This is a genomic window from Pseudanabaena sp. Chao 1811 (assembly GCF_027942295.1).
Classification (GTDB): Bacteria; Cyanobacteriota; Cyanobacteriia; order Pseudanabaenales; family Pseudanabaenaceae; genus Pseudanabaena.
In genome coordinates, this window is record NZ_CP101416.1 from 542,990 (window position 1) to 568,730 (window position 25,741).

The following is a 25,741-nucleotide window of genomic DNA, read 5'->3' on the forward strand; positions in this document are numbered from 1 at the left end:
TCAAATACGCTCTAAGCCTTAACAGGCTGTCAATTGCCCCATTATTGTTTAGTATTCACTACATCCAATGATTGCAGAACTTTGTTATATTCCTCAAAATTGATCGGATTGCAAGGCTTTCCATTGGTAGACAATCCACCTGTAATCAAAGACTGACCTTCCGCGTTCTTCCGAATCCATCCCCAGTGCTGCAAGGTTCCACTACGACTATGTGTTCCCGAAGACACTTCAACTACTCCCACCTTCGTATCAATTTGCATCTTACTCGGATTCTTTTGCCACATTGACTGATAGCCAGATCCTGCTTCAAGACAGGTGTTGTCTGTACCGATATATTGAATATTATAAAAAGAATAGTCGGCAGCTTGTGAGGTTTGCTTTTTGTATGCCTTAAAGCTGCCAAGTTTAGTTCCCGCAGGTAAATAAGTCGGGAGAATCACATCTATTCCCAATTGCGACAATTGATTTTTTTGCTCTGCGGACAAGAGATTATCGGAATTGCTAGGATTGGATGCGATCGCACTTTGATTTATTGCATTGTTGGTACTGGTATTTTCGCCAAAATCCAGCACTTTTAGTGCTTGTAGCACCTTGTCATATTCTGCGTCACTAATAGAATTGCAACGAATATTTCTACCCTCTTGACTAGAAGGCATCCAACCACCAGTTCTTAGCATATATGCACTAGTTGGTGAACCACTGGGAACGCTAAAGCGTCCCATCGTAATTGGCTTATCCTCAACATTGCCATAAATAATAGTCACGTCCTTATTGCTAATCGGAATCTGCATGAACCTTCGAGGCATCCGTGAAGTCAACATCGCAGGATCGGTATTCAAAGAAATATCGAAACAGGCATCATCTTCTCCTTTATAAAGAATGGAATAGTATGCATAGCTCCCAGAACGTAACTCTTCTCTACCAGCCTCAAGTTTAATTACCCGAAATCCCGCAGGAAGATAGGTCGGCACAATAATAGGTACGGACAGTTCTCTTAGCTTGTCTTTTTGGGCTGCATCCAGAAGATCTCCTGTGGCTTGGGCAACTTGAGCTACTGGAGTTGCGGTCACAGAGTTGGTGGGACTCGCTTCTGACTTTGCAGTTGCGGCTACTGAAGCATCGCTAGAACTGGTCGTTGTTTTAGTGGCAATAGGATTGCTACAACTAACAAGAGTACTTAGAGACAAGCTTGCAAAGATACAGGATGCAAGTTCGGGTAGTTTGATCATTACAAGAATATGTTTATAAGCTTATATTTTGATGATATTATTATAAACAATAAAAACAAAAACAGAAGAGAGTTGCAGCGCTTTGCGCTGCAACTCTCTTCTGTTTTTTGTCTTAGCTCACTTGGCTATAGCCATAATTTAACGTCAGTTCGACGAAGGCGAAAAATGGAAAAAATCGCTAAGCGATTTTTTCCATTTTTCGCCATTTGTGCGGCGCTTCGCGCCGCACAAATGGCGTTATCGAACTCACGTTAATTTAATTTGCTGTTATCTTGTAAATCCTCTAATTTTTGCAATGCTGCACCACTACTGATAATTTCTTGGGCATAGGTGATCGCCTCTGTAATATCTCCATGTAGTCCATAGAGCCAGAGATAAAAGCCACAATTCCACAATACCGAGTTGAGGTATTCGGAAGGTTCATTTTTGATGGCAGAGATGATTTTTGCCGCGATTTCAGAAGCATCTGCGATCGCAGGATCTTCTGAACTAAAGCCGTAATTTCTTGCCGATAAAGTCAAACGTTCAAAGCGATCGCCTCGGTTAATGCCGATAATTGCTGTACGCGATCGCGGTAAATCGACGCTTCCTTCCCAACCTTTCACTGTTGCAAACTCAGTAATGCCATGCTTGGCAAAGGCTTCTCGAATATTTGTCTCAGTGGGTGGATGCACAAATCCCGACACGATTAATTGTTGCCCTTGGTAGGGAGACCACATTAGCTCAATAGTTGCGAAGGGTGGACGCTTACCAATTTGTTCGCGATAGGGAACAATACTTTGAGCAAGGGGAAAATGTTTAGGCAAATAGACAAATCCCAAATGATGCTGTTCTAGATTTTGCTGTACTTGGGCAAGCTCTAAACTTTGCCAATTCAGTCCCAATTCATGCCAGATCTCAATCAACGGCAGCCCTTCCTTGGTAGGCATCCGATCGCCACCATGCATTAACACAGGAATGCCTGCTGCTGCCAACACAATTGCAGTTGCAGGATTAATAGGCGCAGTCTTTGATCTCCCGTCGTAGGGCAATCCCAGTACTAATACCCTTTTATCAGTAGCGATCGCTGCGACCTTAGCCCCCAAAAATTTATAGGCATCCAGCATTCCCGCCAACTCATCACTAGTTGGACGCTTAATCCGATGGGCGATCATAAATGCCCCGATCTGTGCAGGAGTTGCTTCTCCTTGCAACATCATCACTGTGGCACGTTCTGCCTCTTGGCGCGTTAAGCTTTTGCTGGTATGTGTACCGCTACCAACTTTACGCAAAAATTCGCGAAATTCTTTACTCATTACTCTTTGGGTGAATTTAATGCAAAAGTCGGTTAGATGTTGAATTATCTCACAGGCTTGCCATTTAAAAAAATGATAATAAGTAGAGCAAAGCTTTACCCATTACCATTTTTTAAGAACTCAAAGCACTTTTTAAGATGATCGGAATTTCCTGTTGCACCATTTCGGCAGCGAGCTTACAAAAATATTGAATTGGCGGAATTTGAATGCGATCGATGGTCGTCACTAACACAATCTCGCGAGTTAAGTTGGGTTCACTGAGCGATCGCACCACCAAGTCAGAATCATAATTTAACTCCACTAAAAAAGTTTCAGGCAACAGTGCAATCAAACTACCTTGCTTCACTACTCCTCGAAAAGCTTCAAGAGCATTTAGTTCCAAAGCAGCATTCAAGCGAATTCCCTGACGATTGAACTGATCTTGTACTAGGCGCTGTAACCCATAGCCATCCTTAAATACTGCCTGCGGAAAGTTATCGAGATCTCTCCAAGTTATAACCTCTTTTTTACTCAGTGGATGCTGAGCAGGTAGCAATAATTGAATCTTTTCTTCATATAATCTTGTGATTACCATTTCCGAACTCGCGGTCAAAAATGGATTATTCATCACGATCGCAATATCAATCAATCCATCTTTGAGAACCTTAAGAGCGCGATCGCTTCCTAATGTCGTTACCCGCAATTGTACGTTTGGATAAGTCCGAGAAAATTTTTGTAATATCGGCGGTAATTGATAGGCACAGGCGGAAGGAATTCCTGCTACACAGAGTTCTGTTTGCTTACCCGCTTGCAAATCAGTTAGCTCCTGCTCGGCAGTTGCCCAGATCTGACAAATTTTCTTGGCATGAGGTAATAGGCGATCGCCACCCAAAGTCAGCTTGGCATTGCCCTGACGATGAAACAACGATAAGCCGACAGTTGCCTCCAGAGACTGCACCTGTCGGCTTATCGTTGATTGACTAACACCGCACTTCTGGGCTGCCTGTTGAAAGTTTCCCGTTTCTGCCACTGCCAAAAAAGCCTGTAACTGTTCCAAACGCATGAGAGATTAACGCTATTCTAGTTAAGTCTCCCATCATTAAGCCGCTTCTAGGTTTTCGGAAAAGTAGCATCGGTAACAAGCTAGATTAAAAGGTAAATCCACTATTTCTTAATTTCTATGCACGATAACTTAAAGCAACTATTAGAAACAGTTGCAACGGGGGAACTAAGCCCAGAGAAAGCTTTAGAAGAGTTGAAATATCTCCACTATGAATCAGTGGGAAACTTTGCCAAAATTGATCATCATCGCAATTTACGAACAGGCTTTCCTGAAGTAATTTTTGGATTGGGCAAAACCCCCGAACAAATTGTGCAAATCATGCGCGTAATGGAATCCAAAAATCCTCTAGTTATGGCAACTAAAATTTCGGCAGCAGTTTATGCCCAAATCCAGCCATCTTTGCGCGGTTTGCGATATTTCCCCCTCGCCCAAATTTGCTGCCTTGGCGAATCAACGATGAAAAAAGAAGGGACAATTACAATTCTTACCGCAGGTACTGCCGATCTGCCGATCGCCGAAGAAGCTGCGATTACATCAGAACTCTGTGGCTTTACAGTTAAGCGACTTTGGGATGTGGGTGTCGCAGGAATTCATCGCTTGCTCAGTCATCGGGATGTGATCGCCAATGCCGATGTGATTATTGTTGTCGCAGGAATGGAAGGAGCATTAGCAAGTGTTGTCGCAGGTCTGGCAGATTGTCCGATTGTGGCAGTTCCTACCAGCATCGGTTATGGCGCAAGTTTTAATGGATTAGCTCCATTACTCACCATGCTCAATTCCTGTGCTACAGGTGTAGGTGTAGTGAATATTGACAATGGTTTTGGAGCCGCCATGCTAGCAGGGAAAATTTTACATCGTCATCAATAGAATAGGACTTCCGCGATACTAATGAATTTCGAGTGGATGTGGCGCGGGCGAAGCCCGCGCCACATCCACTCGATGCGTATTAAGAAAGTCAAGAATCGGTGAACCGATTCTTGACTTTCAAGGGAGTAAATAACACGAACGTTGATTAATGCACAAAGCGGCAGCATAACTTATGCCTAGTTCTAATTCTGTACTTAGGAGTTTTAAGTTCCAATCTCCGATCTGCAAAGTTGTACCGATCGCTGTTTCTAATAATGGCGAAACATCTAAACCTTCAAGAATATTAGTAATTCCCTGTCCAGTTGCCTTTCCATAGGCTTCCTTGAGTGTCCATGCTTGATAAAAAGCCTGAACTGCTAAAGATGGATCGCGATCGCCAAGTCCTTTAATTACCTCATACTCTGATGGTGAGAAATATCTCTGGGCAATTCCCTCAATATCACATTGAGGATTGATATATTCCAAATCGATGCCTACCTCGCGATCGCTACTGACAACATAAATTGCGAAATCTTGAGAATGGGCTAGATTAAAATAAATACCCTTGGAGTTTTGAAGATAGGGTTTACCGCGATCGCTATAGCTAAACTGAATTGCTTTGGGTTTACAACCTAGCCATTGCGCCAAGATGATCCTTAAATTTCCCCTTGCGGCTACAAAATTGCGTCTCAGATTTTCTCGCTTAAACCGATCCGCCCGCGATCGCTCATCCTCAGATAAAAGTTTCCAGAGGCGATCGCACTCAATTTCAGAGATATCGAGCCTCGCTTGATATAGTTGCAAATCTGTAGTCATTTGTGAGATTAAATAATTTGGGAGACTGCGCCCCTTTGGGGCGCGTCTCCCAAATAACTACAGATTTGCTATAGACTCTTGGAATTTGAGATGAATTGAGAAAAACTCTATGAACTTGCCTTTAGTAATCGGAGCATTAGTCGTATCGCTGCTGCTGTTGTGGTGGTTGCTCAGCGTGATTAAAGCTAGTTTTAAAACCGCCTTTCTGGTAGTTGCCGTTATTTTTAGCATCCAAGTGTTAACAGGTATCGGTCCCCAACAAATTTTTGCGCAGGTGGGGCAATGGTTTAGTGGCTTTTTTGGCGGATTGGGCAACTGGCTCCAAAACTGGGGCGGTAAGGGCAAAGTTGACGCTGATCCCAAAAAGCAATCAGCAATTTGGTTATTTCAACTCGCTGTGGAAATGCTTAGCAATATCTAATCTTTTTGGTGTCGCGGCAAGCCGCGACACCAAAAGCTAGGTCTAGCCCCCTGCGATCGCAGGAATGATGCTTACTTCATCGCCATCCTTGAGGGCAGTATTTGCCCCTTCGAGAAAACGAATATCTTCGCTGTTGACATAAAAATTAACAAAGCGGCGAAGATTTCCTTGCTCGTCACAAATACGAGCCTTGATCCCCGGACAATTGTTTTCCAATGAGTCAATGATTTCTTTAACCGAAGCACCAGCACATTCTACGGTGGCTTGGTTATTGGTTAATTGTTGTAGAGGAGTGGGAATTAAAACTTTGACAGCCATATTTTTGTATCGATATCTGAGAACTTTAGACTTGAACTTTAGGGTCGGACTTTAGATTTTGCCATACTGACCGATTTACATTTTAACGCGATCGCTTCCATAAAACAGAGGCAGCGCATTGCGCTGCCTTTGCTTACTTGTGATTCACGATTAGCGCCTGACCTTACCTGCAAATCCTGATGCTTTAAATTGTTTTAGCTCCAGTGGTTCAGGTTGATCGGCAGGAACAGCAACCATAATCTGAAAATTACTTGTGCCTGTGGGGATCTCTTCAACTGCACCTAGCCTTGCGCGTTCGGGCATAGCATCATTACCATTAGCATCATAAATGCGCCCAAAAATGTCGGCATTGTAAACAACTTTACCTGAAGTATTGTTGGCTTCTCCTTTGATGATGTAGCAGTTAGCCGACATCACCCCGCCGCCTAGCACCATATGCTTACCTACATCACCTGTACATGGCTCATAGGTAACATTAGTTAGCTTGATTTGCACATTTGCCGAAGCGGGATTGCTAAAAGCAAAGGTACAGAGGCAAAGTATCAGGGATAAAACGCTAACTTGAAAGATTTTGAGCAGGTTTTGCCAAGTTTTTGTCAAAGGGATAAATTGCCCATTTGATATCTTGTGATTTGCGATCGCCATAAATAAACCTATTTTATAAACCCTTGGATAAAAAATTTTCAGAAAAAAGAATGGCTTCTTTGACGTGGTAAAATTCATCTTAGCTCTTGAAGGAGGTCTATTTTTAATGCCACTTAGTCTATTGATTGCCACATTACCTGAAGCGTATAGAATTTTCGATCCACTGGTAAACGTTCTTCCTGTGATCCCTGTATTCTTCTTGCTACTTGCATTTGTATGGCAAGCAGCAGTCGGTTTCAAATAGGTTTCAATTTAAGTCTTGACTTAATCAAAAAAACTTATAACAAACTTTTCGGTACATCTCATACAGTTGTACTGACGCATTTATAAAACAAAAACGATAAAAGCAATCGGGGTGACGGCAACGTTACCCCGATTGCTTTCTAAGAGTGTGTCGCGAAGCGACACACTCTTAGAAACTTAAAAATAATATTTTTAATGAACTATGGAAACCATCGGACGTTGGACGAACAAATTTTTGATGTTCAATTTGTTCTTAGTATTTTTCTTTTTTGTATGGCTACTAGTTGCCCTCGGCGGTGAAAGTCTCAAAATCAACCTTGGGCTAGAACTATGGCGACAACTATGGGAACCACTGATTCAGCCAGTATTAGGGATCGTCATGGCTGGGGCGATCGCTAGTGGCGTAATCTCCAAAGTCAAGCAAAAAATCGCCAAACCATAATCACAGGAAAAAGTCACTTTGTGACTTTTTCCTGCCTTTTTTCTAGATATGCCGCACCCAACCATTGATCGTAAATCGACTGTCAGCAAAATATTCCGATGGACAACTCACAGGCAAAACTTCGTGCATACAGTGGCTAGGGAAAAAGACAATCGTATTATTCTGTGGCTGAATCACCTTATGGGACTTAGCCGCAACGGAAAAGCCATTTTCAATTTTGCCGTCATAGATGACTAACTCACCACCAGTAAAGGCTTTCGGCTCACGATAGTAATAGTAAACATAGGTCAGGGTACGTGTTGCCGTATCAGGACTACCACTATCATTATGAATTTTGTAATAATTACCGTGGTTATGGGCAGTCATTTGGGATTCAATTTGCCCAATCGCAAAGTTACTCATCCCCAAATGCGTCAGGATCTGCGGCGTAATTTTCCAAACGAGATTAATCATCAACTCGGAGAATTCAGGAAAATAAGGCAGATAGAATGAGCGCCGATAGTTAGGGTCATTTGCCGAATTTGTAGTGGGGACAAATTCGGGTTGTTTATTAATGCTGTAGCGCAATAATTCACTGAGTTGAGTTGGGGACAAAAAATCATTAATGAGGGCATAGGGAGAGGGAATAATCTCTTCCGCTGAGACATCTAGTAATACCGCTCCCCTAGGATTTGATGATGATTGAGACTCGTTAACTGTGAAAACATTTGCCGCTTTTTGCGAAGTATGGGATGTAGTCGTTGGTAATAAATCTTGCCGATCTTTAATTAACCAAAAGCCCTTCGCAAATTGTCGCTCTACCAAAGTACATTCAAAATTGCGCCAAAAAAAACTATAGTTCTGCTCCTGAGAGGCAACTTCTAGCTTGAGTTTATCGATAAAGCTATTCTCAAGATTGAGCAATATTGCTAGCTCCTCAGTTGACACCCAAAAGCCAGCTTTAACAATATGTTGGATATGCTCAAGTTGTTTGACTAGACGCTCAACTTGTTGACTGCTCTCTTCAGAAATGATTGGCGATTTTAAATGCTGATCTTGCATGATCTTCGACCATTAATTCCCATTAAAAATTTTGAGTTGAGATTTTGCATAAGGCAAAATCTCAACCTTTATAAGTTAGTTAAACCAACTTGGCATCAGCAAAACTGGTGGATCATAGTTTCCCATTTGCATATTTTGCCCAGCCAATTTTGAAGTTAACTGATCAGCGATCGCGCCAGAGATTTTGCCATTACCCACAACATCAAAAAATGGTAAAGCAATACTCACCCCAGCATGATTGAGCAATTGGTCTAATAGTCTTTCAAAGGAAGCAGGCGATTTACGAATTGGTAATTCCTTAGTTTCAGGTAAATTAAACTTCTTTCTTGCCAAGGTTCTTAAATCAACAACGGCTTCATCTAATGTCCCGATCGCATCGACTAGTTTATTTTCCTTAGCTTGGCTACCAGTGTATATCCGCCCATCTGCGAGCTTACGCACCACTTCTAAATCAAGTTTGCGCCCTTTAGCGACATCGGTAATAAATTCCTGATAGGTACTTTGCAACAGATCTTGCAGCAGTTGGCGTTCTGGGTCGGACAGATCTCGGAATGAAGAAAAAATATCTTTATAGGGGCCAGTTTTAATAGTTTGTGCTTGAATACCGACCTTACTGAGCAACTCCTTCGCATTGAATCCACTTAAAATCACACCAATACTGCCTGTTAAAGTCCCCGCATTTGCATAGATTTTAGTAGCAGAACTCGCTGTGTAGTAGCCGCCACTGGTTGCTTGGTCGAGCATACTCACAACCACAGGTTTTTTCTCGCTCAAGTCCTTGACGGCAGCATATAGCTCTTTACTTGCACCTACGGTTCCCCCCGGACTATTAATCGATAGCAAAACTCCTTTGACAGAGTCTTCTTCGATGAGTTCACGGAGGCGATCGCGTACTGCCATTGCCCCTGAAGCTGAAGCCCTTGCCCCTGTAATTACCCCATCTAAAGAGACCAGTTCAAGGCGATCGCGATCGAGTACCTTCTTTAAATTTAGGGCTTCATCCATTTGGCGGCGCTGAATCCCAAAGGTTGCCGAAATAAAGCAAACAGCGACTAAAACAAGAGCAATGATGCGATTGAGTTGCATAGCAAATTTTTCTGGTATCTGCTTTAGTTTAATATAAAACCCAGAAATGAAAGGCGGCGCGATGCGTCGCCTTTCATTTCTGAGTTAAAATCATTTTTCTGTAACCTTTCTTCACAATCATGGCTAATCAAGCTCTCAATAAGAACTCCACAAAAAAATCTCCCAAAGACAAAGACATAGTTCGCGATTATTTTAATTCCACTGGCTTCGATCGCTGGCGACGGATTTATGGAGAAGGTGGTGATGTCAACCGCGTCCAACTTGACATCCGCACAGGACATCAACAAACCGTCGATTATGTCTTAGGTTGGTTTAAGAATGACAAAAATGCGGTTGGACATACAGTTTGTGACGCAGGTTGTGGCACTGGTAGCTTGAGTATTCCCCTCACCGAAATGGGCGCAAAGGTCTATGCCAGTGATATTTCCGAAAAAATGGTGGGTGAAGGTAAAAACCGTGCCACCGATCCTGAAAATCCTGTCTTTGAAGTTAAGGATTTAGCATCATTGTCTGGGGAATATGACACCGTAATCTGTCTAGATGTGTTGATTCATTATCCAGATCAAGATTCTGAAGCGATGATTGCCCATCTTGCTTCCCTTGCTAAATCTCGATTAATCCTCAGCTTTGCTCCTAAAAATCCCTACTATGTACTAATGAAGAAGGTAGGTGACATGGTTCCAGGACCTAGCAAGGCAACTCGTGCCTATTTGCACAAAGAATCTGACGTGCGGCGCGTTCTTGAAGGCTTGGGCTTCACGATCAAGCGCAAAGAATTTACTGCTACCTCCTTTTATTTCTCACGCCTACTTGAGGCTGTCCGCAATTAGACCAAATCGCTGCCCTAGGGCAGCGATTTGACTCAGGTAAGAATTCTTTACATTTTGCAAGTAGGCGATCGCATCGAAACCGTAGCAAAACCTGTTTGAATAGAAAATGGTGCTTTTACTTCGATTTTTATAATCTTTTTATATCTTAAAAATCTCACCTTACCACCTTCACCCACAAAACTTTTTTAATTATTCACCCTTTGTCCTATGGTTGCATCCTCAACAGTTCGCATTAGTTCTCGCAAAAGTCAGCTAGCACTGGTACAAACGCATTGGGTACAAGCGGAACTAAGCAAAGCACACCCCGATCGCCAGTTTGAAGTCGTCACCATGAGTACACAGGGCGATAAGATTCTTGACGTAGCTCTCGCTAAAATTGGTGATAAAGGCTTATTTACCAAAGAATTAGAAGTATCTATGCTGACCAGAGAGTCAGATCTAGCTGTACATAGCCTCAAAGATTTACCAACTAAGTTGCCTGAAGGTTTAATCCTTGGCGCAGTAACAGAGCGTGAAGATCCCGCCGATGCCCTAGTTGTCCATGAAAAGCTCAAGGACAAAAACCTCGCAACTTTGCCTGCGGGTACTGTTGTCGGCACATCTTCCTTACGTCGCCTCGCGCAACTTCGCCATTACTATCCTCATCTCACCTTTAAGGATGTACGTGGCAACTTGAATACCCGTCTCCAAAAGCTCGATTCGGGTGAATATGATGCCTTGATTCTTGCTGCCGCAGGTTTACGTCGTCTAGGCATGGGCGATCGCGTACATGAAGTAATTGATGCTGAAATTTCCCTCCATGCCGTCGGTCAGGGAGCTTTAGGTATCGAGTGCCGTGCCGAAGATCCCGATATTTTGGCTTTGTTTACCCCGATCATCCACTATCCCACCACTCAACGTTGCCTTGCTGAGCGCTCTTTCCTTCGTGAGCTCGAAGGTGGTTGTCAAGTTCCCATTGGTGTTCATACTGCTATCAATGGCGACAAGCTAACCCTGAAGGGAATTGTGGCAAGCCTTGATGGTAAAACTTTAGTCAAGGGTGAAGTAACAGGGGATCTCACTAATCCAGAAGTGATCGGTGCAGAATTAGCCGATGATCTCAAATCTAAGGGCGCTCAAGACATCCTCAACAAGATTTTTGCGGAAGTTCGCGCTTAAAACGTCAGTTCGGCTTAATCTGGCAAATTTTAAAATCCCAAAAGTAAAAGCTTTGCTACGCAAAGCTTTTACTTTTGGGATTTGAGAGAGGGTTTGCGTAGCAAACCCTCTCTCAAATCCCGTTTCAAATTATCCCGAACTCACGTTAAAAAGCAGAAAATAACCAGTTTCTTACACTGACTCTTTTCTACTTACAAAAAAAGAGGTGGTACAAAGTACCACCTCTTTTTTGTAATTGGCCGATTACCGTTTCGAGTATTGAGGAGCCTTACGAGCTTTCTTAAGCCCGTATTTTTTACGTTCTTTACAACGAGGATCGCGAGTCATATAACCTTCAACCTTGAGAGGCTTACGATTTTCAGGGGCAAGTTCGCATAATGCACGGGCAACACCTAGACGAATTGCGTCAGCTTGACCTGTAACACCACCGCCATGAGCATTAACGAGCACATCATACTCATTTTCCAAGCCTAAGGTTTCCAAAGGAGCCTTAACACCTGAAATGTAGCTAGGATTGAATTGCAAATACAAATCACCGGGTTTGCCGTTGATTACGATTTTGCCTTCACCAGGGACAAGGCGTACACGGGCGATCGCAGTCTTACGGCGACCAGTACCCCAGTAAACAGCACGATTAGAACGTTCAGTATCTGACATCGGTTATTTCTCCTACTTCTGCGATGGAATGGTGTTGATGACCAAGGTTTCGGGCTGTTGAGCCTCATGGGGATGACTAGCACCCTTGTAAACCTTGAGCTTGGTGAAAAGCTGACGACCGAGGGTATTCTTGGGCAACATGCCTTTAACAGCATGTTCAAGAACGCGCTCAGGTACGCGGGCAATTACCTTATCAAAGGTTTCGGTCTTCATTCCACCTGGGCGACCAGAATGTCTTCTGTATAGCTTTTGGGTTGATTTTTTACCAGTTACGGCAATTTTTTCGGCATTGATTACAACGACGAAATCGCCAGTATCTAAGTGGGGCGTATAGATAGGCTTATCTTTACCGCGCAAGATTACCGCGATCGCGCTAGCAAGCCGCCCGAGGCGCTGACCTTCCGCATCGATAACATACCACTTACGATCTGGATCTTTAGGTAAGTAGCTTTTATTAGGAGTGAGTGTAGTTGTAGTCATTAGTTTCTCTACAAGCGAAATTTATCTATCAAATTTTTATCTTGGAAAACTTGAGCTTTAAGCATCAAATCAAGCTAATTGCCCGATCATTTGTTAAGCCCAAAGTTTGCTTGCGCGATGCGAACTCAGCGAATGGGTTATCGGCGTAGCCGATCGCTAATAAGCAGAGTCCTTGCGGTGGTGCTGCGTATTTAACTTCAATACGACGCTTTTCCTGCCATCTACTAGTAAAGGCTTCGACACTGAGACGCGAACGCCCCACATCAATTAGCTGTCCCACTAGCAGACGAATCATGCCGTAAAGAAAACCACTTGCCTGAACTTCCACATGGACAAAATCACCATCTCGCCAACATAGTGCTTCTTGAACCTCAAGACGACTATGGGGACGACTTGAACCTGCTCTTTGAAATGCAGCCATATCTTGTTCGCCGAGCATTGGCTGTAAGGCTTGATGAATAAGCCCTTCATTAAGGCGCTCATGGTAGTAGTGCCAACTAAACTGCCTTACAAATAAATTCGGGATTGGTGCGGTGTAAATCGTGTACCGATAACGTCGCCATGTCGCCGAAAATCTCGCATGCCAGTCAGAGGCAACCTCCGTCGAGCCAAAGATCAAGATATCCTCTGGCAAGTAGCTATTGAGGACTTTTGCCCATTTCTGAGGAGGAATCACACTCGAAGTATCGAAATGCGCTACCTGAGCCGCAGCATGAACACCTGTGTCAGTTCTACCTGCACTATGCACAACGGTTGGTTTACCGCAAATCTTAGCGATCGCTTCTTCAATCGTTTGCTGCACTGAGGTATGATTTGGCTGCCTTTGCCATCCGTAATAATGTGTACCTAGATATTGAATAGCTAAAGCCACACGACGAACAGAATCAGAATCAGCAGACAAAATCATCTCTGGCATCTCAGGAATTTACCTGCTTATACCAGTTGCAAAATCGCGATTTCGGCATTATCGCCACGACGACTGACCGTGCGAACGATACGGGTATAGCCACCATTACGATCAGCATAACGTTCTTTAGCTTGGCTAAACAGTAAGTCTACTAAGCTAGTTACGCGCTCTTCTTCAGGTAATTTCTCTTGTTTTGTCTTAGTTTGGACGCGATCGCTCACGGGTTCGCCATCCTTAACCGAGATATCGTATAAATAGGCGATCGCTTGACGACGAGCGTGCAAAGAACCATTTTTAGCAAGGGTAATGATGTGATCAGCAGTAGTGCGAACAGCATTAGCTCTTGCTCTAGTGGTCTTAATTTCGCCTCTGAGGATCAACTCAGTAGTCAAAGCCCGTAGGAGAGCTTTGCGCTGGTCAGCAGCCTTATTAAGCTGGGGTGTTTTACAACGGTGACGCATAGGTGTGTACTAGATGGATGTTTAATGCAATATTTGCGAAGCACGGAGCTGCAAATATTGCCATTTTTATAGAACTTTTATAGAGATACTCTTATAAAACTTTAGAAGACTTAGATTCGGTCAAGGTCAAGCCTAGATGCTGCTTGAGCGCATCCATAACTTCCTCAGCCGACTTTTGACCAAAGTTTTTGATCTCTAGTAGATCGTCTTGAGTGTACTCCAGCAAATCCGCCACAGTATTAATCTGTGCACGTTTGAGACAGTTGTAAGCTCTGACCGACAGTTGCAATTCTTCAATGTGAATTTGCTTCGTCTCATCTTGCTCATCACGCTCTTGGGGCAGTGAAGGCGCAAGGGTGATTTCTTGCAAGGGAGAGAATAAACTCACCAAGACACTAGCGGCTTGGCTAAGCGCTTCTTGAGGTGTAATGCTGCCATTAGTCCAAATATCAATTTGGAGACTCTCTTTATTGATCGCATCACCGATCCGAGCATCCCTAATCTCATACTTGACCTTACGCACAGGCATAAACACAGCATCAATTTTGAGCGTGTCAATGGGAGAACTGTGATCTTCTTTAGAGCGGTCTACGGAACGATAACCTTTACCACGCTCAATCGTTAGTTCCATCTCCAAAGTTGCGCCCTCACTGAGGGTAGCGATGTATTGGTTAGGGTTAACGATTTCGATGTCCGATGGCAAAGAATGAAAACTAGTGGCAGTGACTAACTTTGGACCGCGCTCTACCAGCCGAATGATCTGTGGTGCTGAGCTATAAGACTTCAACACTAGTTCCTTCAGGTTGAGCATCAAATCCAAAACGTCTTCCCGCACGCCTGGAATCGTCGCAAACTCATGGTTGACACCAGCAATGCGAACAGCAGTGACGGCCGCACCCTCAAGATTGGAGAGCAATACCCGTCTGAGCGCATTTCCAATGGTAATGCCTTGCCCCCGATCTAGTGGTTCCAGTACAAATTGGCTGTACTGGCTATTGTCTTTTTCTGTGTGGGATGCAACGCACTCAACCTGAAACTGTGCCATATTTGTACCGACTTAGTCTGCAAGAGTAAACGAAAATCAAAGGGGAAATTAGAGAATTGCAAAATTACGAATTACGAATTACGAACTTAAACTTTTAATTCGCAATTGGTTATACACGTCTACGCTTAGGAGGACGGCAACCATTGTGAGGGATGGGGGTGATATCACGAATCAAAGTGATTTCCAAACCAGCAGCTTGTAAAGCTCTGACTGCGGTTTCACGACCAGATCCAGGTCCTGTAACCATCACTTCAACTTGGCGCATTCCTTGCTCGATCGCTCTTCTGGCAGCAGATTCTGCGGCAGTTTGCGCGGCAAATGGAGTACCCTTCTTTGCGCCCTTAAAGCCGCTCGCACCAGCCGAAGACCAAGAGATTACATCGCCTACGGTGTCAGCGATCGTGACGATAGTGTTGTTGAAAGTAGACTGGATGTAAGCGACTCCATTAGGGACATTACGCTTATTCTTGCGTGCGCCAGTTCTACGTGTTGTTTGACGAGCCATAGTTTCGTACTAATCCTTAATTACTTCTTACCTGGAGCCTTCTTCTTACCTGCAACAGTGCGACGACCGCCACGACGGGTACGAGCATTGGTACGGGTACGTTGTCCACGCACAGGAAGTCCCATACGATGTCTACGACCTCTGTAGCAGCCGATGTCTACTAGGCGTTTGATGCTTAAACCTTCGAGACGACGCAGATCGCCTTCTACTTGAAAGTTGGATTCTACCTCTTGGCGTAAAGTCGTTACTTCAACGTCAGTAAGTTCTTTAACCCGCGTATCGGGGTTTATTTTGGTAGCTGCTAAGATTTTTTTGGCGCTAGTTAGACCGATTCCGTATATATACGTTAGTCCTATTTCAATGCGCTTGTCACGAGGAAGGTCAACTCCTGCAATGCGAGCCACTATAAGTCTCCCAATTTGTTGTCAGTTTTCAATGTAACGTTTGCCCTAAATTAAAATTAAAATTTCTATTCTTAAAAATTCTAATTATTTGGTTGTCCTAAAATAACTTTTTGGTAAATTTTGGGCGAACCTTTGGGGCGGATAGCTGTACAAGTCAATCTTCGAGCGAGCGAGCGTTTTATGCAGTGGGTTAGCTACAGTCATCAGCAAGAGCAAATTACGAAGACAGCATATTTTACAGCGAACTCTATAATATATTGACAATGGCAACTTCTGTCAATATTTTTGCAATTTAGCTTCTCAGAGTTAGCTCTATGCTATTGCTTGTTGTGGTTAAAGTGCGGTGTAGTTACCGCTAAAAGATCCTCAGAGTTAAGAGGAACTAAAATTATTACCTTAAGTTACTACTAGTCGCGATCGCTATCGATCGATCCTATCCCAGAAATTGGGCGATAGGAATAACTAGCGATCGCAGGGGCGGAACTAGGAGATTGTGGACGTGATATTTTCATAATATCTTCTTTAATCGCTTCGAGATCGACATAGCGGTCAGCAACATTGATCAGGTGATCACTAGTCATTGAGCGCAAACTGACTACCTCAACGCGCACACCCCGATAACTAGCAGCATCAACGGCATAGGCGAGATCCCCATCGCCACTAACAAGAACGGCTGTATCATAGGAACCAATCAAGGCCATCATGTCCACAGCAATTTCCACATCAAGGTTCGCTTTTTTAGAACCATCGGGAAGTTGGACAAGCTCTTTAGAAATTACTCGATAGCCATTACGGCGCATCCACAATAAGAAGCCTTGTTGCTTTTCATTGGTGCGATCTACCCCTGTATAGAAAAAAGCTCTGAGTAAACGAGAGCCATCAGTAAGACATAAAAGCAGCTTGGTGTAGTCGATTTCGATACCTAGCTGAAGAGCTGCATAAAAAAGATTAGAACCATCAATAAAGATGGCAACACGCCCTCGATTTTCTAAAATTTGGTCTGGTTTAAAGCCAGAATCTTGCTCGAACGGTAACATATTTTTGCCTATAGAACGTTTGTTATCTAGTGCTGTGGGATGAAGCTTTGGTATTAGCATTGATACTTAAAACCGTCCTAAGTGTTTACCTAATTCAGAAGAACCTCTTAAAATTTTTTATAAACTACCGCTTAAATCGTATAAGGATTAGCGATGGACGTTTAAAGCAATCTTTAATAAGACAATCAGCCTTATCCCAAGACCATCAGAAAAAATAAATTTTGAATAAATTTTGGAAAAATTTAAAGCGAATTTAAGAATATAAAACGTTTTTTATAATAAGCCTATAATAATAAATTATTTATTTTTATAGCTTATCTTTAATTATACACTATAAGTAAATATACTTACAGGAGTATATTTTAGGGAAGTTAATATTTAATAAATAAGCAATTAAAAAGACAAAACTGAAGCCTTAAATTCTAACTAATCCCCAGTTTTTTCAATACGTTGAAAGATTGGGGTTGGGGAGGAAAGGGGAAGCCCTGATTGTAGTATTCCCCAATTTGTATGACTCCAATCAGGTGGGTTAGTTTCATCAAAACTTAAGCCTAATTGTTGATAGGAAGCAATACTCAAGCTTGGTGTAATCGGTGAAAGCAAATAAACAGCGATACGCACAGATTCTAATAAAGCATACAAAGTTTCGTTAACTTCTTTTTGTTTTCCTGCTTTAAATTGCTTCCACGGTGTAGTTTCATCAATTAATTTGTTGCAATTCCAGATTAACTCTAAGATTTTTTCACAAGCAGCTCGAAAATTAAGATTTTGATAATCAATTGCCACGCGATCGCCTAAATTTGATGCCTGTTCGATAACTGGTTTAATTAAATTTGATACCTCACTGGGATCGCTGGGATCATTTGCAGGTATAGTTCCTTGACAATATTTATTTGCCATTCCTAGACTGCGATTGAGCAAATTGCCAAGACTATTAGCGAGATCAGCATTGACAATTGAGATAAATCTCTCTTCGCTAAAGTCACCATCTTTGCCAAATTCAATTTCTTTTAAGAAATAGTACCGAATAGCATCTGCACCAAAGCGATCGACGAGATCATAGGGATCAATCGTATTGCCTAAGGTCTTGCCCATTTTGAGACCATCCTTTGTCAGCAAACCATGACCAAATACGCGCTTTGGTAAAGATAGTCCCGCCGACATCAACATCGCTGGCCAGTAAATCGCATGAAATCTTAAGATATCTTTACCAATGATATGCAAATTAAAGGGATACCACTTCTTGAGGGCATTTTTTAGAGTCGGCTCATCCTCAGGATCAAGCAGAGCTGTCACATAACCAAGCAAAGCATCAAACCAAACATAAATAGTATGGGTGGGATCGTTAGGAATCGGGAAACCCCAGTCAAGATTCACACGAGAGATCGAAAAGTCCTGCAAGCCTTGCTTCATAAAGCCGAGAACTTCGTTGCGGCGACTGTCAGGCTGAATAAAGTCAGGATTAGCTTCGTGAAATTGATCGAGTGCGTCTTGATATTTAGATAGGCGGAAAAAATAGTTCGGTTCGTCGCGCCATTCACATACAACATTGGTATGGATCGGGCAATGATGGGTGGAGGGCAGTTCTCGCTCCTCTTTAAATTCTTCGCAAGCGACGCAGTACCAGCCTTTTTGCTGATTTAAGTAAATGTCGCCCGAATCGTAGACCCGTTGAAAAAATTCGTTAACGATCGCTTGATGTTTGGGTGCAGTGGTGCGCGTAAAGCGATCAAAGCGAATATTAAACTTTTCCCAGAGTGTATAAAATTCTGCAACAGTGCGATCGCAATGTTCTTGGGGCGATAGATTATTTTTTTCGGCAGTGCGCTGAATTTTTTGTCCATGCTCGTCTGTGCCTGTCACAAACATCACAGGATGACCTTTGAGCCGATAGAACCGTGCAAAAGCGTCGGCAGCGATCGTCGGATAGGCACTGCCAATATGTGGGCGATCGTTGACGTAAAAAAGTGGTGTAGTTAAAGCAATCGGTTCTAAAGACATAGGGTACTCAATTCACGGCTAATACCATTTTGCAAAAAAATGGTGGTAAATGTAACATTTTTCACCAAAAGTAATGAAAAACCTACAAACTCATCAAAATTGCATGGATCAAGCGATCTCCTTGGCGCAACAGGCAGGAGAGGCGGGAGAAATTCCTGTAGGGGCAATTATTGTCGATAATCAAGGGAGTGCGATCGCCACAGGGGTAAATCGCAAAGAGCGAGATCAAGATCCTACTGCCCATGCTGAGATTGTAGCGATTCGTGAGGCTTCGCGCATATTAAGAGATTGGCATCTAACGGGTTGCACCCTCTATGTCACTTTAGAACCCTGTCCCATGTGTGCAGGGGCAATTTTGCAAGCGCGGATTAGTACTTTAGTTTACGGTGCTGATGATCCCAAAACAGGCTCAATTCGCACAGTAGCCAATTTACCCGATAGTCCCGTGTCTTTTCACAAGTTGGAAGTAATCGCAGGAATTCGCGAGAGAGAATGCCAAGAATTATTGCAAGCTTGGTTTAAAAATCTCAGAATTTGATATTGGTGGCACTTTTCTCCACCAATATCTAGGAATATGCAGCAATTTGTTGGGAAAACCAGATTGCAGCTTCAGTATTAGTTTTTGTAGCTAACAGTTCCACGGTTTGTTCTAACAAGGCGATCTCTAAATTTGGTAAAACGTGAGAAACCTCGCTTTAGGGTTATTTGGCACATAGGGTATTTATCGAATCGACCAAATCACTCTCCTTACCTGCCGCAGTTTCTAAATCCTGTTTAGCTTTGGTCTGAGCATTGGTATCCTTCGCTTCTACCGCCTTTGCCTGAGCCTTTAGCGCCGATGACACATCACCGTACATACTCAAGAGTTTAGTTTGCAACTCTTTAAGCTGTGAATCCTTAACGGCGATCGCTTGCGTCTCAGTACGAATTTGATCAATTTTGTCCGCAAGCTGGGTAAAGCCTGCCGCATCCTTAGGAGCTACTAAATCTTTGGTTTTATTCGCAACTGTAACAAATTTGTTACATTGAGTAACTCGATTTTCCCCACAACCATATAGGAGTAATCCCATACTCAAAGCAGTCATACCAAGAACATTGTAACGATTGAGCCGACTCGATGAAGTATGGGATGAAGACTTTTGAAGTTGCATTATGGTGATTGCCGATAGTCCAAATTTATTCTGCTGGGGTCTAAAAATTCTAAAATGTTTTAGTTAAGCTAACTCAAGAGATTTGAACTATGTCCGATAATCGCCGCAGTCGTGCAATTACCGAAGGCGTTCAGCGATCGCCTAACCGCGCTATGTTACGCGCCGTTGGTTTCCAAGACTCAGATTTTACTAAACCTATTGTCGGTGTTGCAAGCGCCCATAGCACAATTACACCTTGCAATATGGGCATTGCGCCTTTAGCTATCCGCGCCGAAGCTGGAATTCGTGCCGCGAATGGGATGCCCCAAGTTTTCGGCACAATCACCATCAGCGATGGGATCTCCATGGGAACTGAGGGGATGAAGTATTCCCTCGTTTCCCGTGATGTCATTGCTGACTCCATCGAAACTGCTTGCACAGGTCAAAGCATGGATGGGGTTTTAGCGATCGGGGGCTGTGACAAGAATATGCCAGGGGCAATGATTGCTATGGCGAGAATGAACATTCCTGCATTATTTGTCTATGGTGGCACGATCGAACCCGGACATTTAGATGGTGAAGACTTGACGGTAGTTAGCTCCTTTGAAGCGGTCGGACAATATAGTGCGGGCAGAATTGACGAAGTAAGATTGAATGCGGTTGAGCGCAATGCTTGTCCGGGCGCTGGATCCTGTGGGGGGATGTACACAGCAAACACCATGTCTTCTGCTTTTGAGGCAATGGGTATGAGCTTGATGTATTCCTCCACCATGTCCGCCGTTGCTCCTGAAAAGGCAGCCAATACAGAGCTTGCGGGTACGGTTCTAGTCAATGCGATTCGCAATAATCTATTACCTCGCGACATCATCACTCGTAAATCAATTGAGAATGCCATTTCCGTGGTTATGGCAGTGGGTGGTTCCACTAATGCGGTCTTGCACTTTTTAGCGATCGCCCATTCCGCAGGTGTGGAATGGAACCTTGATGATTTTGAGCGCATTCGTGAGCGTGTCCCTGTTCTCTGTGACCTCAAGCCTTCAGGCAAGTATGTTGCCACCGATCTCCACAAAGCAGGTGGTATTCCCCAAGTGATGAAGATGCTCTTAGTTCATGGATTATTACATGGCGACTGCATTACGATTACTGGTCAAACCGTTGAGGAACTTCTCAAGGATATTCCTGCTGAACCTCGCGCCGATCAAGATGTGATCCGTCCTTGGGATCGTCCCATGTACAAGCAAGGACATCTCGCCATCCTTAAAGGCAATCTTGCTGAAGAAGGTGCTGTTGCGAAAATCTCTGGTGTCAAAAATCCAATCATCACTGGACCTGCACGCGTTTTTGAATCGGAAGAAGATTCTCTCGCGGCGATTCTCGATAATAAGATCAATCCCGGAGACGTATTAGTTATTCGCTATGAAGGACCAAAGGGTGGACCTGGTATGAGGGAAATGTTAGCTCCTACCAGTGCAATTATCGGTGCTGGTCTAGGTGATTCCGTTGGCTTAATCACCGATGGACGGTTCTCTGGTGGAACCTATGGTATGGTCGTCGGTCACGTTGCCCCTGAAGCCTATGTTGGTGGCACGATCGCCTTAGTCCAAGAAGGTGACTCGATCACGATTGATGCCCATCAGCGTTTGATTCAACTCAACGTCAGTGAGGAGGAACTAGCCACACGCCGTGCTAATTGGAAAGCTCCTGCCCCTCGCTATACCAAAGGTGTTTTGGCGAAATATGCCACCCTTGTCTCAACTAGCAGCAAAGGTGCTGTAACTGATCTAGATCTGTTCTAGTTAATTGCAAGTAAAGAGAGACTTGCGTACAAGCCTCTCTTTACTTTTTTGCATAAAAGTAAAATAGCGATCGCTTTAAGTAGATCAGCTTTTAGCTAAATTACTATTTGTTTTGAGGTGCAGTAAAGGCGAGCGCTAAAAATTAGATTATGCCTTGATAATATTCTTCTGGCGACTTTTAGTCAGTCTCTGCAAAGAATGTTCAAGCGCTAATTCTACAAAAGAATTTAGAGAATGAGAACGCTCAGTAAATCCCATTAGATCAAGATAGATCGCCAATTCAAGGATGAAATGCAACACCTAGAGATCTTTGCATAAAGGGACTCATAAGGATAATCTGATGATAATCACAACAATCAGGATATCCTCATGAGCTTTACTCATCTTAGCATCACAGAAAGAAGTGAACTGTATAAACTGCGAGTAATCGAGCAACTATCGATGACAGAGATTGGTCGTCGGATGAAGCGAAACAAAAGTACGATATCCAGAGAGCTATCGCGGAACACAGATGAGCGCGAGATCGGATATCTGCCAGATACGGCAGTTGCCCTGATGCAGGCAAGACGGAAACAAGCAAAGGTAAGATTCCAGAGCATCAGCGACAAGACGATTGCCGAAGTCAAGCAACGGTTAGAGCAACACCACAGTCCAGAGCAACTGGCAGGGAGGATGGAACGGGAGGGGCTAGGTAAAATCAGCTATGAGACGATTTATCTGATGATCTATGCAAACCATCAAGAGATGGGAATATATCAACAATATCTAAGGCAAAAGCAGAAGCAACGACGGCGCAAAAGTCGCAACCAGAAACGAGGTGGTATCCCTAATCGAGTGGGAATTGAGAAACGTCCGAAGATTGCGGATTTAAAGACAGAGATCGGGCATTGGGAAAGTGATACCGTAATTGGTTGCAACCACACAGGTATCGTAGTTACCCATGTTGATAAAGCATCAAAGTACTTACTTGCTGGACTAGCTAAGAATAAGACAATGGAAGAGATAAATAGAGTGACGCTCAAGCTATTTGAGCCTGTGAAGTCAACGTTCCGAAAGACAATGACCTTTGATAATGGCAGAGAATTCTGTGGACATGAGAAGCTATCTGAAAGGCTGCAAATAGACACTTTCTTTGCAAATCCCTATCATTCATGGGAGCGCGGATTGAATGAACACACGAATGGATTAATTAGAGAGTTCTATCCCAAAAGTACAAACTTCAAAATCGTGAAAGAAGATAACTTTCAGAAAATGGTGAGTTTGATCAACCACAGACCGAGAAAATCTCTTGACTATCGCACTCCTTACGAAGTATTCTTTGCTTCATCAGATACCGTTGCATTTCATCCTTGAATTGGCGGATATCTGTGGTCATAGCTAGACCTTTCCAATAAGCGCTACGACCTTTTCTCTGTAATTTTACAGGTTTAGTAAATTTTCCAGTTTGAATTTCTTCATCAGTAACAACCAACCAACTTTTTCTCTGGTTTTCTATGTAAGCAATATATTGAACAATGCCATCAACTATCCAAAGTCTCATCATGGCAGTTCTTTTATAACTATCTCTTGTATTGCATTGTCCATTAACAGTTACAAATGGCAACCATAGATAAATAGCAAGACTTTTTCTCTTGTTTTCCCAACCTATCTCAGCAATGGGATTTTGTTTGTTTCTTTCAAACCGAACCCATTTACTATCTGGTTTCTCATAAATTCTATAGTTTAAAGATTGAGCAAATTGATAAATCTGATCACGAATTTCAATAGCCCATATTTTTTCACATTCTGAACAACTCCCTAAAAGATTAACAAAAGCTTTTGGAGGGTCAGGCAAATTAGGTGTAGGTGCAATTTCAGCAGCTATTGGTATGTCTATTTTGGCTATTTCTGTCTTTGTAAGCCATTCATACAATGTAAATATAAATTCTTGATTGCTGCTTTTTACTGCATAAGATAAGAGAGTAAATTTAAGTTTGTGGTGTTTTAGTGTTGTTACAGTACGATTCCTATAGGTTGGACAAACAGTGTATAGGTCAATAGGTTTAGTATAATCAATTTGTTCACTAAAGGGCTTTTCTTCGATAAGGGCATCGAAATATGCAGTAATTTGTTCAATAACATGAGAATCTTCAACATTTTTTAACTCTATGATGACGAGTTGATTCTGATTCCCTTTTGCTAATATGTCACAAATTCCTTCTCTGCAAGTGTACTGACTTTTTAGTGGCTTCAGTCCAATTTTGGGAATAACTGTATACCAAAAGAACCATTCTAGATGTCGTTCAGTCTCAAACTCTACGCTCTCCCCATAAATACGAAATCTAGGTAATATTGCACTGCCCTGATTTGTCATTTCATAGCTATTAAATCTGTTGGTAAAAATTTTATCAGTTTGGTTGAATTAGAAAGTAATAATCTCTCTTTACTTTCACTGAGATTACAGTCCATTGAGGGATTAAGTAGTACAGTAACAACACTTAGTAAACCAATTTTTGAAGAAATCTTTTTCTAACAAGTAAGGGAAAACGTTGATTAAATGCTGAAGTAGTTTTTGAGAATGAGGTCTAAGCAATCTAATAAAATATTTGAGAACCGACCACATCATCTCAATTGGATTAAAATCAGGAGAATAGGTGGGTAAGTACAAAATCTTAGCACCTGTCGCTGTAATTGCTTTTGCGACCCCCTCAACTTTATGGCAGTTGAGGTTATCTGAGATCTTGCAGCATTCGTGAAAGAGTCAAGTGGGAATGGGTTTGAGAATAATTTCAAAGCCATGACGAGCAGCAATATCGGCACTAATTTGAAGATACCTGAGAAGTTTCAACCAAAGGACAGAAGGGAATAAAACAGAAAGGGTTAAATCACAGGTAGCTTTCCAGTCCAAGATGGGAGGAAACGACCATTGATCAATCCAATGAGCCAAAAGATAAGAAAGCAGAGAGAGGATAAGCCAACGATAAACGCCAAGTTTTGTAGATTGCCCAAAACAATGCAAACCAAAGCGATGTTTGATGGTTTTGAAGAATCCCTCAATCGCCCAACGCTTACGACCTAACATCACCAGATAAGCGCCAGAATAAGGATGAGAAGAGACCACAAAGCGTAACTCCCGTTTACTATCGGCTCTTTTGAGCCAGAACCAAGAGATCGTCAAAGGCGTACTTAGCCCTTCCAGTAAAATTAGTTGTCCACGTTTGCCATGGGGATAAAGTTGTTTGACGGTACGTCCATCTTGAAGTTTACGATTGTTGCGGACACCGACAACGATGCGCCAAGACTTGGCGCGGACAGCATTGAAAAACTTCACCGTACTAAACTCAGTATCAGCAAGGACAATCACAGTCTTGCCTTGGGTTAGTTGCTTGGGTACTGTCCCCAATAACTTACAAGCTAAGTCAGAGGGACTGGAGTATCCTTTGCCGCGCCATACTCTAAAACTCCATGGTACGCGCCACTCTCCATAGACCAGATACAGTACAACCAGATGTAGTCCTCGCTTTCCGTTGAGGATTCTCACCCATGGGTCTGGTTCGTTTGGGGTGGGATTGCTCAAATGTAAAAACTTGCCGCTTTTTTCTAAGGTGGTCAGGTCTATCAGTATCTTTAATGGCACTCTCTTCGATGGGCGATGCTTGGCGATTTGCCCCAAAATTGACAGCCTTGTTGCTCGAATTAGTCCTCTTGTTGACCAGTTATAGTGATTGAGAAATCGGCTTAATGCACTCGCTGATTTTACCTGTGTATGTTCTGGATAGGGATGCCCTTGCGCTTCCAGAAATAGCCCTAATATTGCATTCAGACTTGCTTTTTGATACACACTTGGCATCAGACAAATTAGGCTATACACTAAACCTTGGGCGTGCTTAACGATGCTTTCCATAATCGTTATTTAATTTACTACTA

General features: G+C 42.9%; 30 protein-coding genes and 1 pseudogene. 10 read left to right on the plus strand and 21 right to left on the minus strand.

All coding sequences use genetic code 11. The features are described 5' to 3' along the window. Nucleotides 1-41 precede the first annotated feature (41 nt). Entirely contained in the window at nucleotides 42-1,229 is a 1,188-nt protein-coding gene (locus NMG48_RS02520; RefSeq protein WP_271253856.1) for a hypothetical protein, read from the minus strand. 9 nt (nucleotides 1,230-1,238) lie between these two features. Between NMG48_RS02520 and NMG48_RS02525 the strand changes: the two genes are divergently transcribed. Then, nucleotides 1,239-1,484 carry a hypothetical protein gene (locus tag NMG48_RS02525; RefSeq protein ID WP_271253857.1) on the plus strand — a complete coding sequence of 82 codons (246 nt, stop codon included), beginning with the start codon at nucleotides 1,239-1,241 and terminating at the stop codon, nucleotides 1,482-1,484. On the opposite strand, the gene NMG48_RS02530 is transcribed toward NMG48_RS02525, so the two are convergent. Next, nucleotides 1,481-2,524, minus strand: coding sequence for an anthranilate phosphoribosyltransferase family protein (locus NMG48_RS02530; RefSeq protein ID WP_271253858.1), 1,044 nt, complete (start codon nucleotides 2,522-2,524; stop codon nucleotides 1,481-1,483). The two genes, NMG48_RS02525 and NMG48_RS02530, sit on opposite strands and share 4 nt — an antisense overlap. Nucleotides 2,525-2,636: 112 nt before the next feature. Then, entirely contained in the window at nucleotides 2,637-3,566 is a 930-nt protein-coding gene (locus tag NMG48_RS02535) for a LysR family transcriptional regulator (RefSeq protein ID WP_271253859.1), read from the minus strand. A gap of 117 nt (nucleotides 3,567-3,683) precedes the next feature. Between NMG48_RS02535 and larB the strand changes: the two genes are divergently transcribed. Continuing rightward, a complete protein-coding gene (gene larB, locus NMG48_RS02540) occupies nucleotides 3,684-4,433 on the plus strand; it encodes a nickel pincer cofactor biosynthesis protein LarB (RefSeq protein ID WP_271253860.1) in 750 nt (249 codons plus the stop codon). A 117-nt stretch (nucleotides 4,434-4,550) separates the two neighbouring features. On the opposite strand, the gene NMG48_RS02545 is transcribed toward larB, so the two are convergent. Next, entirely contained in the window at nucleotides 4,551-5,228 is a 678-nt protein-coding gene (locus tag NMG48_RS02545) for a 4'-phosphopantetheinyl transferase family protein (protein WP_271253861.1), read from the minus strand. A gap of 109 nt (nucleotides 5,229-5,337) precedes the next feature. Here NMG48_RS02545 and NMG48_RS02550 point away from each other — a divergent pair, with 109 nt between their 5' ends. Then, entirely contained in the window at nucleotides 5,338-5,649 is a 312-nt protein-coding gene (locus tag NMG48_RS02550) for a hypothetical protein (RefSeq protein ID WP_169363961.1), read from the plus strand. 42 nt (nucleotides 5,650-5,691) lie between these two features. On the opposite strand, the gene NMG48_RS02555 is transcribed toward NMG48_RS02550, so the two are convergent. Both NMG48_RS02555 and NMG48_RS02560 read right to left on the minus strand, forming a co-directional pair. Further along, complete coding sequence (locus tag NMG48_RS02555; protein ID WP_271253862.1) at nucleotides 5,692-5,967, minus strand: MoaD/ThiS family protein; 276 nt, start codon at nucleotides 5,965-5,967, stop codon at nucleotides 5,692-5,694. A gap of 150 nt (nucleotides 5,968-6,117) precedes the next feature. Further along, on the minus strand, nucleotides 6,118-6,612 hold the full coding sequence (locus tag NMG48_RS02560; protein ID WP_271253863.1) for a hypothetical protein: 495 nt from the start codon (nucleotides 6,610-6,612) through the stop codon (nucleotides 6,118-6,120). A gap of 106 nt (nucleotides 6,613-6,718) precedes the next feature. Here NMG48_RS02560 and NMG48_RS02565 point away from each other — a divergent pair, with 106 nt between their 5' ends. After that, nucleotides 6,719-6,856, plus strand: a complete 138-nt coding sequence (locus NMG48_RS02565; RefSeq protein ID WP_009627037.1) for a photosystem II reaction center protein K — start codon at nucleotides 6,719-6,721, stop codon at nucleotides 6,854-6,856. 201 nt (nucleotides 6,857-7,057) lie between these two features. Then, on the plus strand, nucleotides 7,058-7,297 hold the full coding sequence (locus NMG48_RS02570; RefSeq protein ID WP_126388071.1) for a hypothetical protein: 240 nt from the start codon (nucleotides 7,058-7,060) through the stop codon (nucleotides 7,295-7,297). A 42-nt stretch (nucleotides 7,298-7,339) separates the two neighbouring features. Here NMG48_RS02570 and NMG48_RS02575 read toward each other — a convergent pair whose 3' ends face one another. Then, nucleotides 7,340-8,338, minus strand: coding sequence for a 2OG-Fe(II) oxygenase (locus NMG48_RS02575; protein ID WP_271253864.1), 999 nt, complete (start codon nucleotides 8,336-8,338; stop codon nucleotides 7,340-7,342). A gap of 75 nt (nucleotides 8,339-8,413) precedes the next feature. Further along, the gene (gene sppA / locus NMG48_RS02580; RefSeq protein ID WP_271253865.1) at nucleotides 8,414-9,424 is read right to left on the minus strand and encodes a signal peptide peptidase SppA; all 1,011 of its coding nucleotides are present in this window, start codon (nucleotides 9,422-9,424) and stop codon (nucleotides 8,414-8,416) included. A gap of 119 nt (nucleotides 9,425-9,543) precedes the next feature. Here sppA and bchM point away from each other — a divergent pair, with 119 nt between their 5' ends. Further along, nucleotides 9,544-10,254, plus strand: coding sequence for a magnesium protoporphyrin IX methyltransferase (gene bchM, locus NMG48_RS02585; RefSeq protein WP_271253866.1), 711 nt, complete (start codon nucleotides 9,544-9,546; stop codon nucleotides 10,252-10,254). A gap of 207 nt (nucleotides 10,255-10,461) precedes the next feature. Next, nucleotides 10,462-11,412 (plus strand): hydroxymethylbilane synthase, encoded by a 951-nt coding sequence (hemC, locus tag NMG48_RS02590; protein WP_271253867.1) that lies wholly within the window; start codon nucleotides 10,462-10,464, stop codon nucleotides 11,410-11,412. 243 nt (nucleotides 11,413-11,655) lie between these two features. Here hemC and rpsI read toward each other — a convergent pair whose 3' ends face one another. From rpsI to metG, 9 genes are all read right to left on the minus strand, one after another. Next, a complete protein-coding gene (gene rpsI / locus NMG48_RS02595; RefSeq protein WP_009628981.1) occupies nucleotides 11,656-12,069 on the minus strand; it encodes a 30S ribosomal protein S9 in 414 nt (137 codons plus the stop codon). A 12-nt stretch (nucleotides 12,070-12,081) separates the two neighbouring features. Continuing rightward, nucleotides 12,082-12,549 carry a 50S ribosomal protein L13 gene (gene rplM, locus NMG48_RS02600; RefSeq protein ID WP_126388058.1) on the minus strand — a complete coding sequence of 156 codons (468 nt, stop codon included), beginning with the start codon at nucleotides 12,547-12,549 and terminating at the stop codon, nucleotides 12,082-12,084. 64 nt (nucleotides 12,550-12,613) lie between these two features. Then, complete coding sequence (gene truA, locus NMG48_RS02605; protein ID WP_345961238.1) at nucleotides 12,614-13,456, minus strand: tRNA pseudouridine(38-40) synthase TruA; 843 nt, start codon at nucleotides 13,454-13,456, stop codon at nucleotides 12,614-12,616. A gap of 26 nt (nucleotides 13,457-13,482) precedes the next feature. Continuing rightward, the gene (rplQ, locus tag NMG48_RS02610; protein ID WP_126388056.1) at nucleotides 13,483-13,917 is read right to left on the minus strand and encodes a 50S ribosomal protein L17; all 435 of its coding nucleotides are present in this window, start codon (nucleotides 13,915-13,917) and stop codon (nucleotides 13,483-13,485) included. A 91-nt stretch (nucleotides 13,918-14,008) separates the two neighbouring features. After that, nucleotides 14,009-14,962 (minus strand): DNA-directed RNA polymerase subunit alpha, encoded by a 954-nt coding sequence (locus NMG48_RS02615; protein ID WP_126388054.1) that lies wholly within the window; start codon nucleotides 14,960-14,962, stop codon nucleotides 14,009-14,011. 109 nt (nucleotides 14,963-15,071) lie between these two features. Then, on the minus strand, nucleotides 15,072-15,467 hold the full coding sequence (gene rpsK, locus NMG48_RS02620; protein ID WP_126388052.1) for a 30S ribosomal protein S11: 396 nt from the start codon (nucleotides 15,465-15,467) through the stop codon (nucleotides 15,072-15,074). 20 nt (nucleotides 15,468-15,487) lie between these two features. Beyond that, nucleotides 15,488-15,871 carry a 30S ribosomal protein S13 gene (gene rpsM, locus NMG48_RS02625; protein ID WP_126388050.1) on the minus strand — a complete coding sequence of 128 codons (384 nt, stop codon included), beginning with the start codon at nucleotides 15,869-15,871 and terminating at the stop codon, nucleotides 15,488-15,490. Between the two features lie 407 nt (nucleotides 15,872-16,278). Next, on the minus strand, nucleotides 16,279-16,908 hold the full coding sequence (locus tag NMG48_RS02630) for a LabA-like NYN domain-containing protein (protein WP_126390352.1): 630 nt from the start codon (nucleotides 16,906-16,908) through the stop codon (nucleotides 16,279-16,281). Between the two features lie 426 nt (nucleotides 16,909-17,334). Beyond that, the gene (gene metG, locus NMG48_RS02635) at nucleotides 17,335-18,909 is read right to left on the minus strand and encodes a methionine--tRNA ligase (RefSeq protein ID WP_271253869.1); all 1,575 of its coding nucleotides are present in this window, start codon (nucleotides 18,907-18,909) and stop codon (nucleotides 17,335-17,337) included. A gap of 73 nt (nucleotides 18,910-18,982) precedes the next feature. Here metG and NMG48_RS02640 point away from each other — a divergent pair, with 73 nt between their 5' ends. Then, a complete protein-coding gene (locus NMG48_RS02640; protein WP_271253870.1) occupies nucleotides 18,983-19,447 on the plus strand; it encodes a nucleoside deaminase in 465 nt (154 codons plus the stop codon). Between the two features lie 163 nt (nucleotides 19,448-19,610). On the opposite strand, the gene NMG48_RS02645 is transcribed toward NMG48_RS02640, so the two are convergent. Further along, a complete protein-coding gene (locus tag NMG48_RS02645; protein ID WP_271253871.1) occupies nucleotides 19,611-20,060 on the minus strand; it encodes a hypothetical protein in 450 nt (149 codons plus the stop codon). Between the two features lie 89 nt (nucleotides 20,061-20,149). Here NMG48_RS02645 and ilvD point away from each other — a divergent pair, with 89 nt between their 5' ends. Both ilvD and NMG48_RS02655 read left to right on the plus strand, forming a co-directional pair. Further along, entirely contained in the window at nucleotides 20,150-21,835 is a 1,686-nt protein-coding gene (gene ilvD, locus NMG48_RS02650) for a dihydroxy-acid dehydratase (protein WP_271253872.1), read from the plus strand. A gap of 369 nt (nucleotides 21,836-22,204) precedes the next feature. Beyond that, nucleotides 22,205-23,188 carry an IS30 family transposase gene (locus NMG48_RS02655; protein WP_271253873.1) on the plus strand — a complete coding sequence of 328 codons (984 nt, stop codon included), beginning with the start codon at nucleotides 22,205-22,207 and terminating at the stop codon, nucleotides 23,186-23,188. Here the strand turns inward: NMG48_RS02655 and NMG48_RS02660 are convergent. The 3 genes and pseudogenes from NMG48_RS02660 to NMG48_RS02670 all read right to left on the minus strand — a co-directional run bounded on the left by NMG48_RS02660 (nucleotide 23,100) and on the right by NMG48_RS02670 (nucleotide 25,718). Further along, nucleotides 23,100-24,188, minus strand: coding sequence for an endonuclease NucS domain-containing protein (locus NMG48_RS02660; RefSeq protein WP_271253874.1), 1,089 nt, complete (start codon nucleotides 24,186-24,188; stop codon nucleotides 23,100-23,102). The genes NMG48_RS02655 and NMG48_RS02660 overlap by 89 nt on opposite strands. Before the next feature lie 212 nt (nucleotides 24,189-24,400). Beyond that, a pseudogene (locus tag NMG48_RS21770) lies at nucleotides 24,401-24,554 on the minus strand (transposase); the annotation flags it as partial. A 21-nt stretch (nucleotides 24,555-24,575) separates the two neighbouring features. After that, nucleotides 24,576-25,718 carry a transposase gene (locus NMG48_RS02670; protein WP_271252192.1) on the minus strand — a complete coding sequence of 381 codons (1,143 nt, stop codon included), beginning with the start codon at nucleotides 25,716-25,718 and terminating at the stop codon, nucleotides 24,576-24,578. Nucleotides 25,719-25,741: the final 23 nt, after the last annotated feature.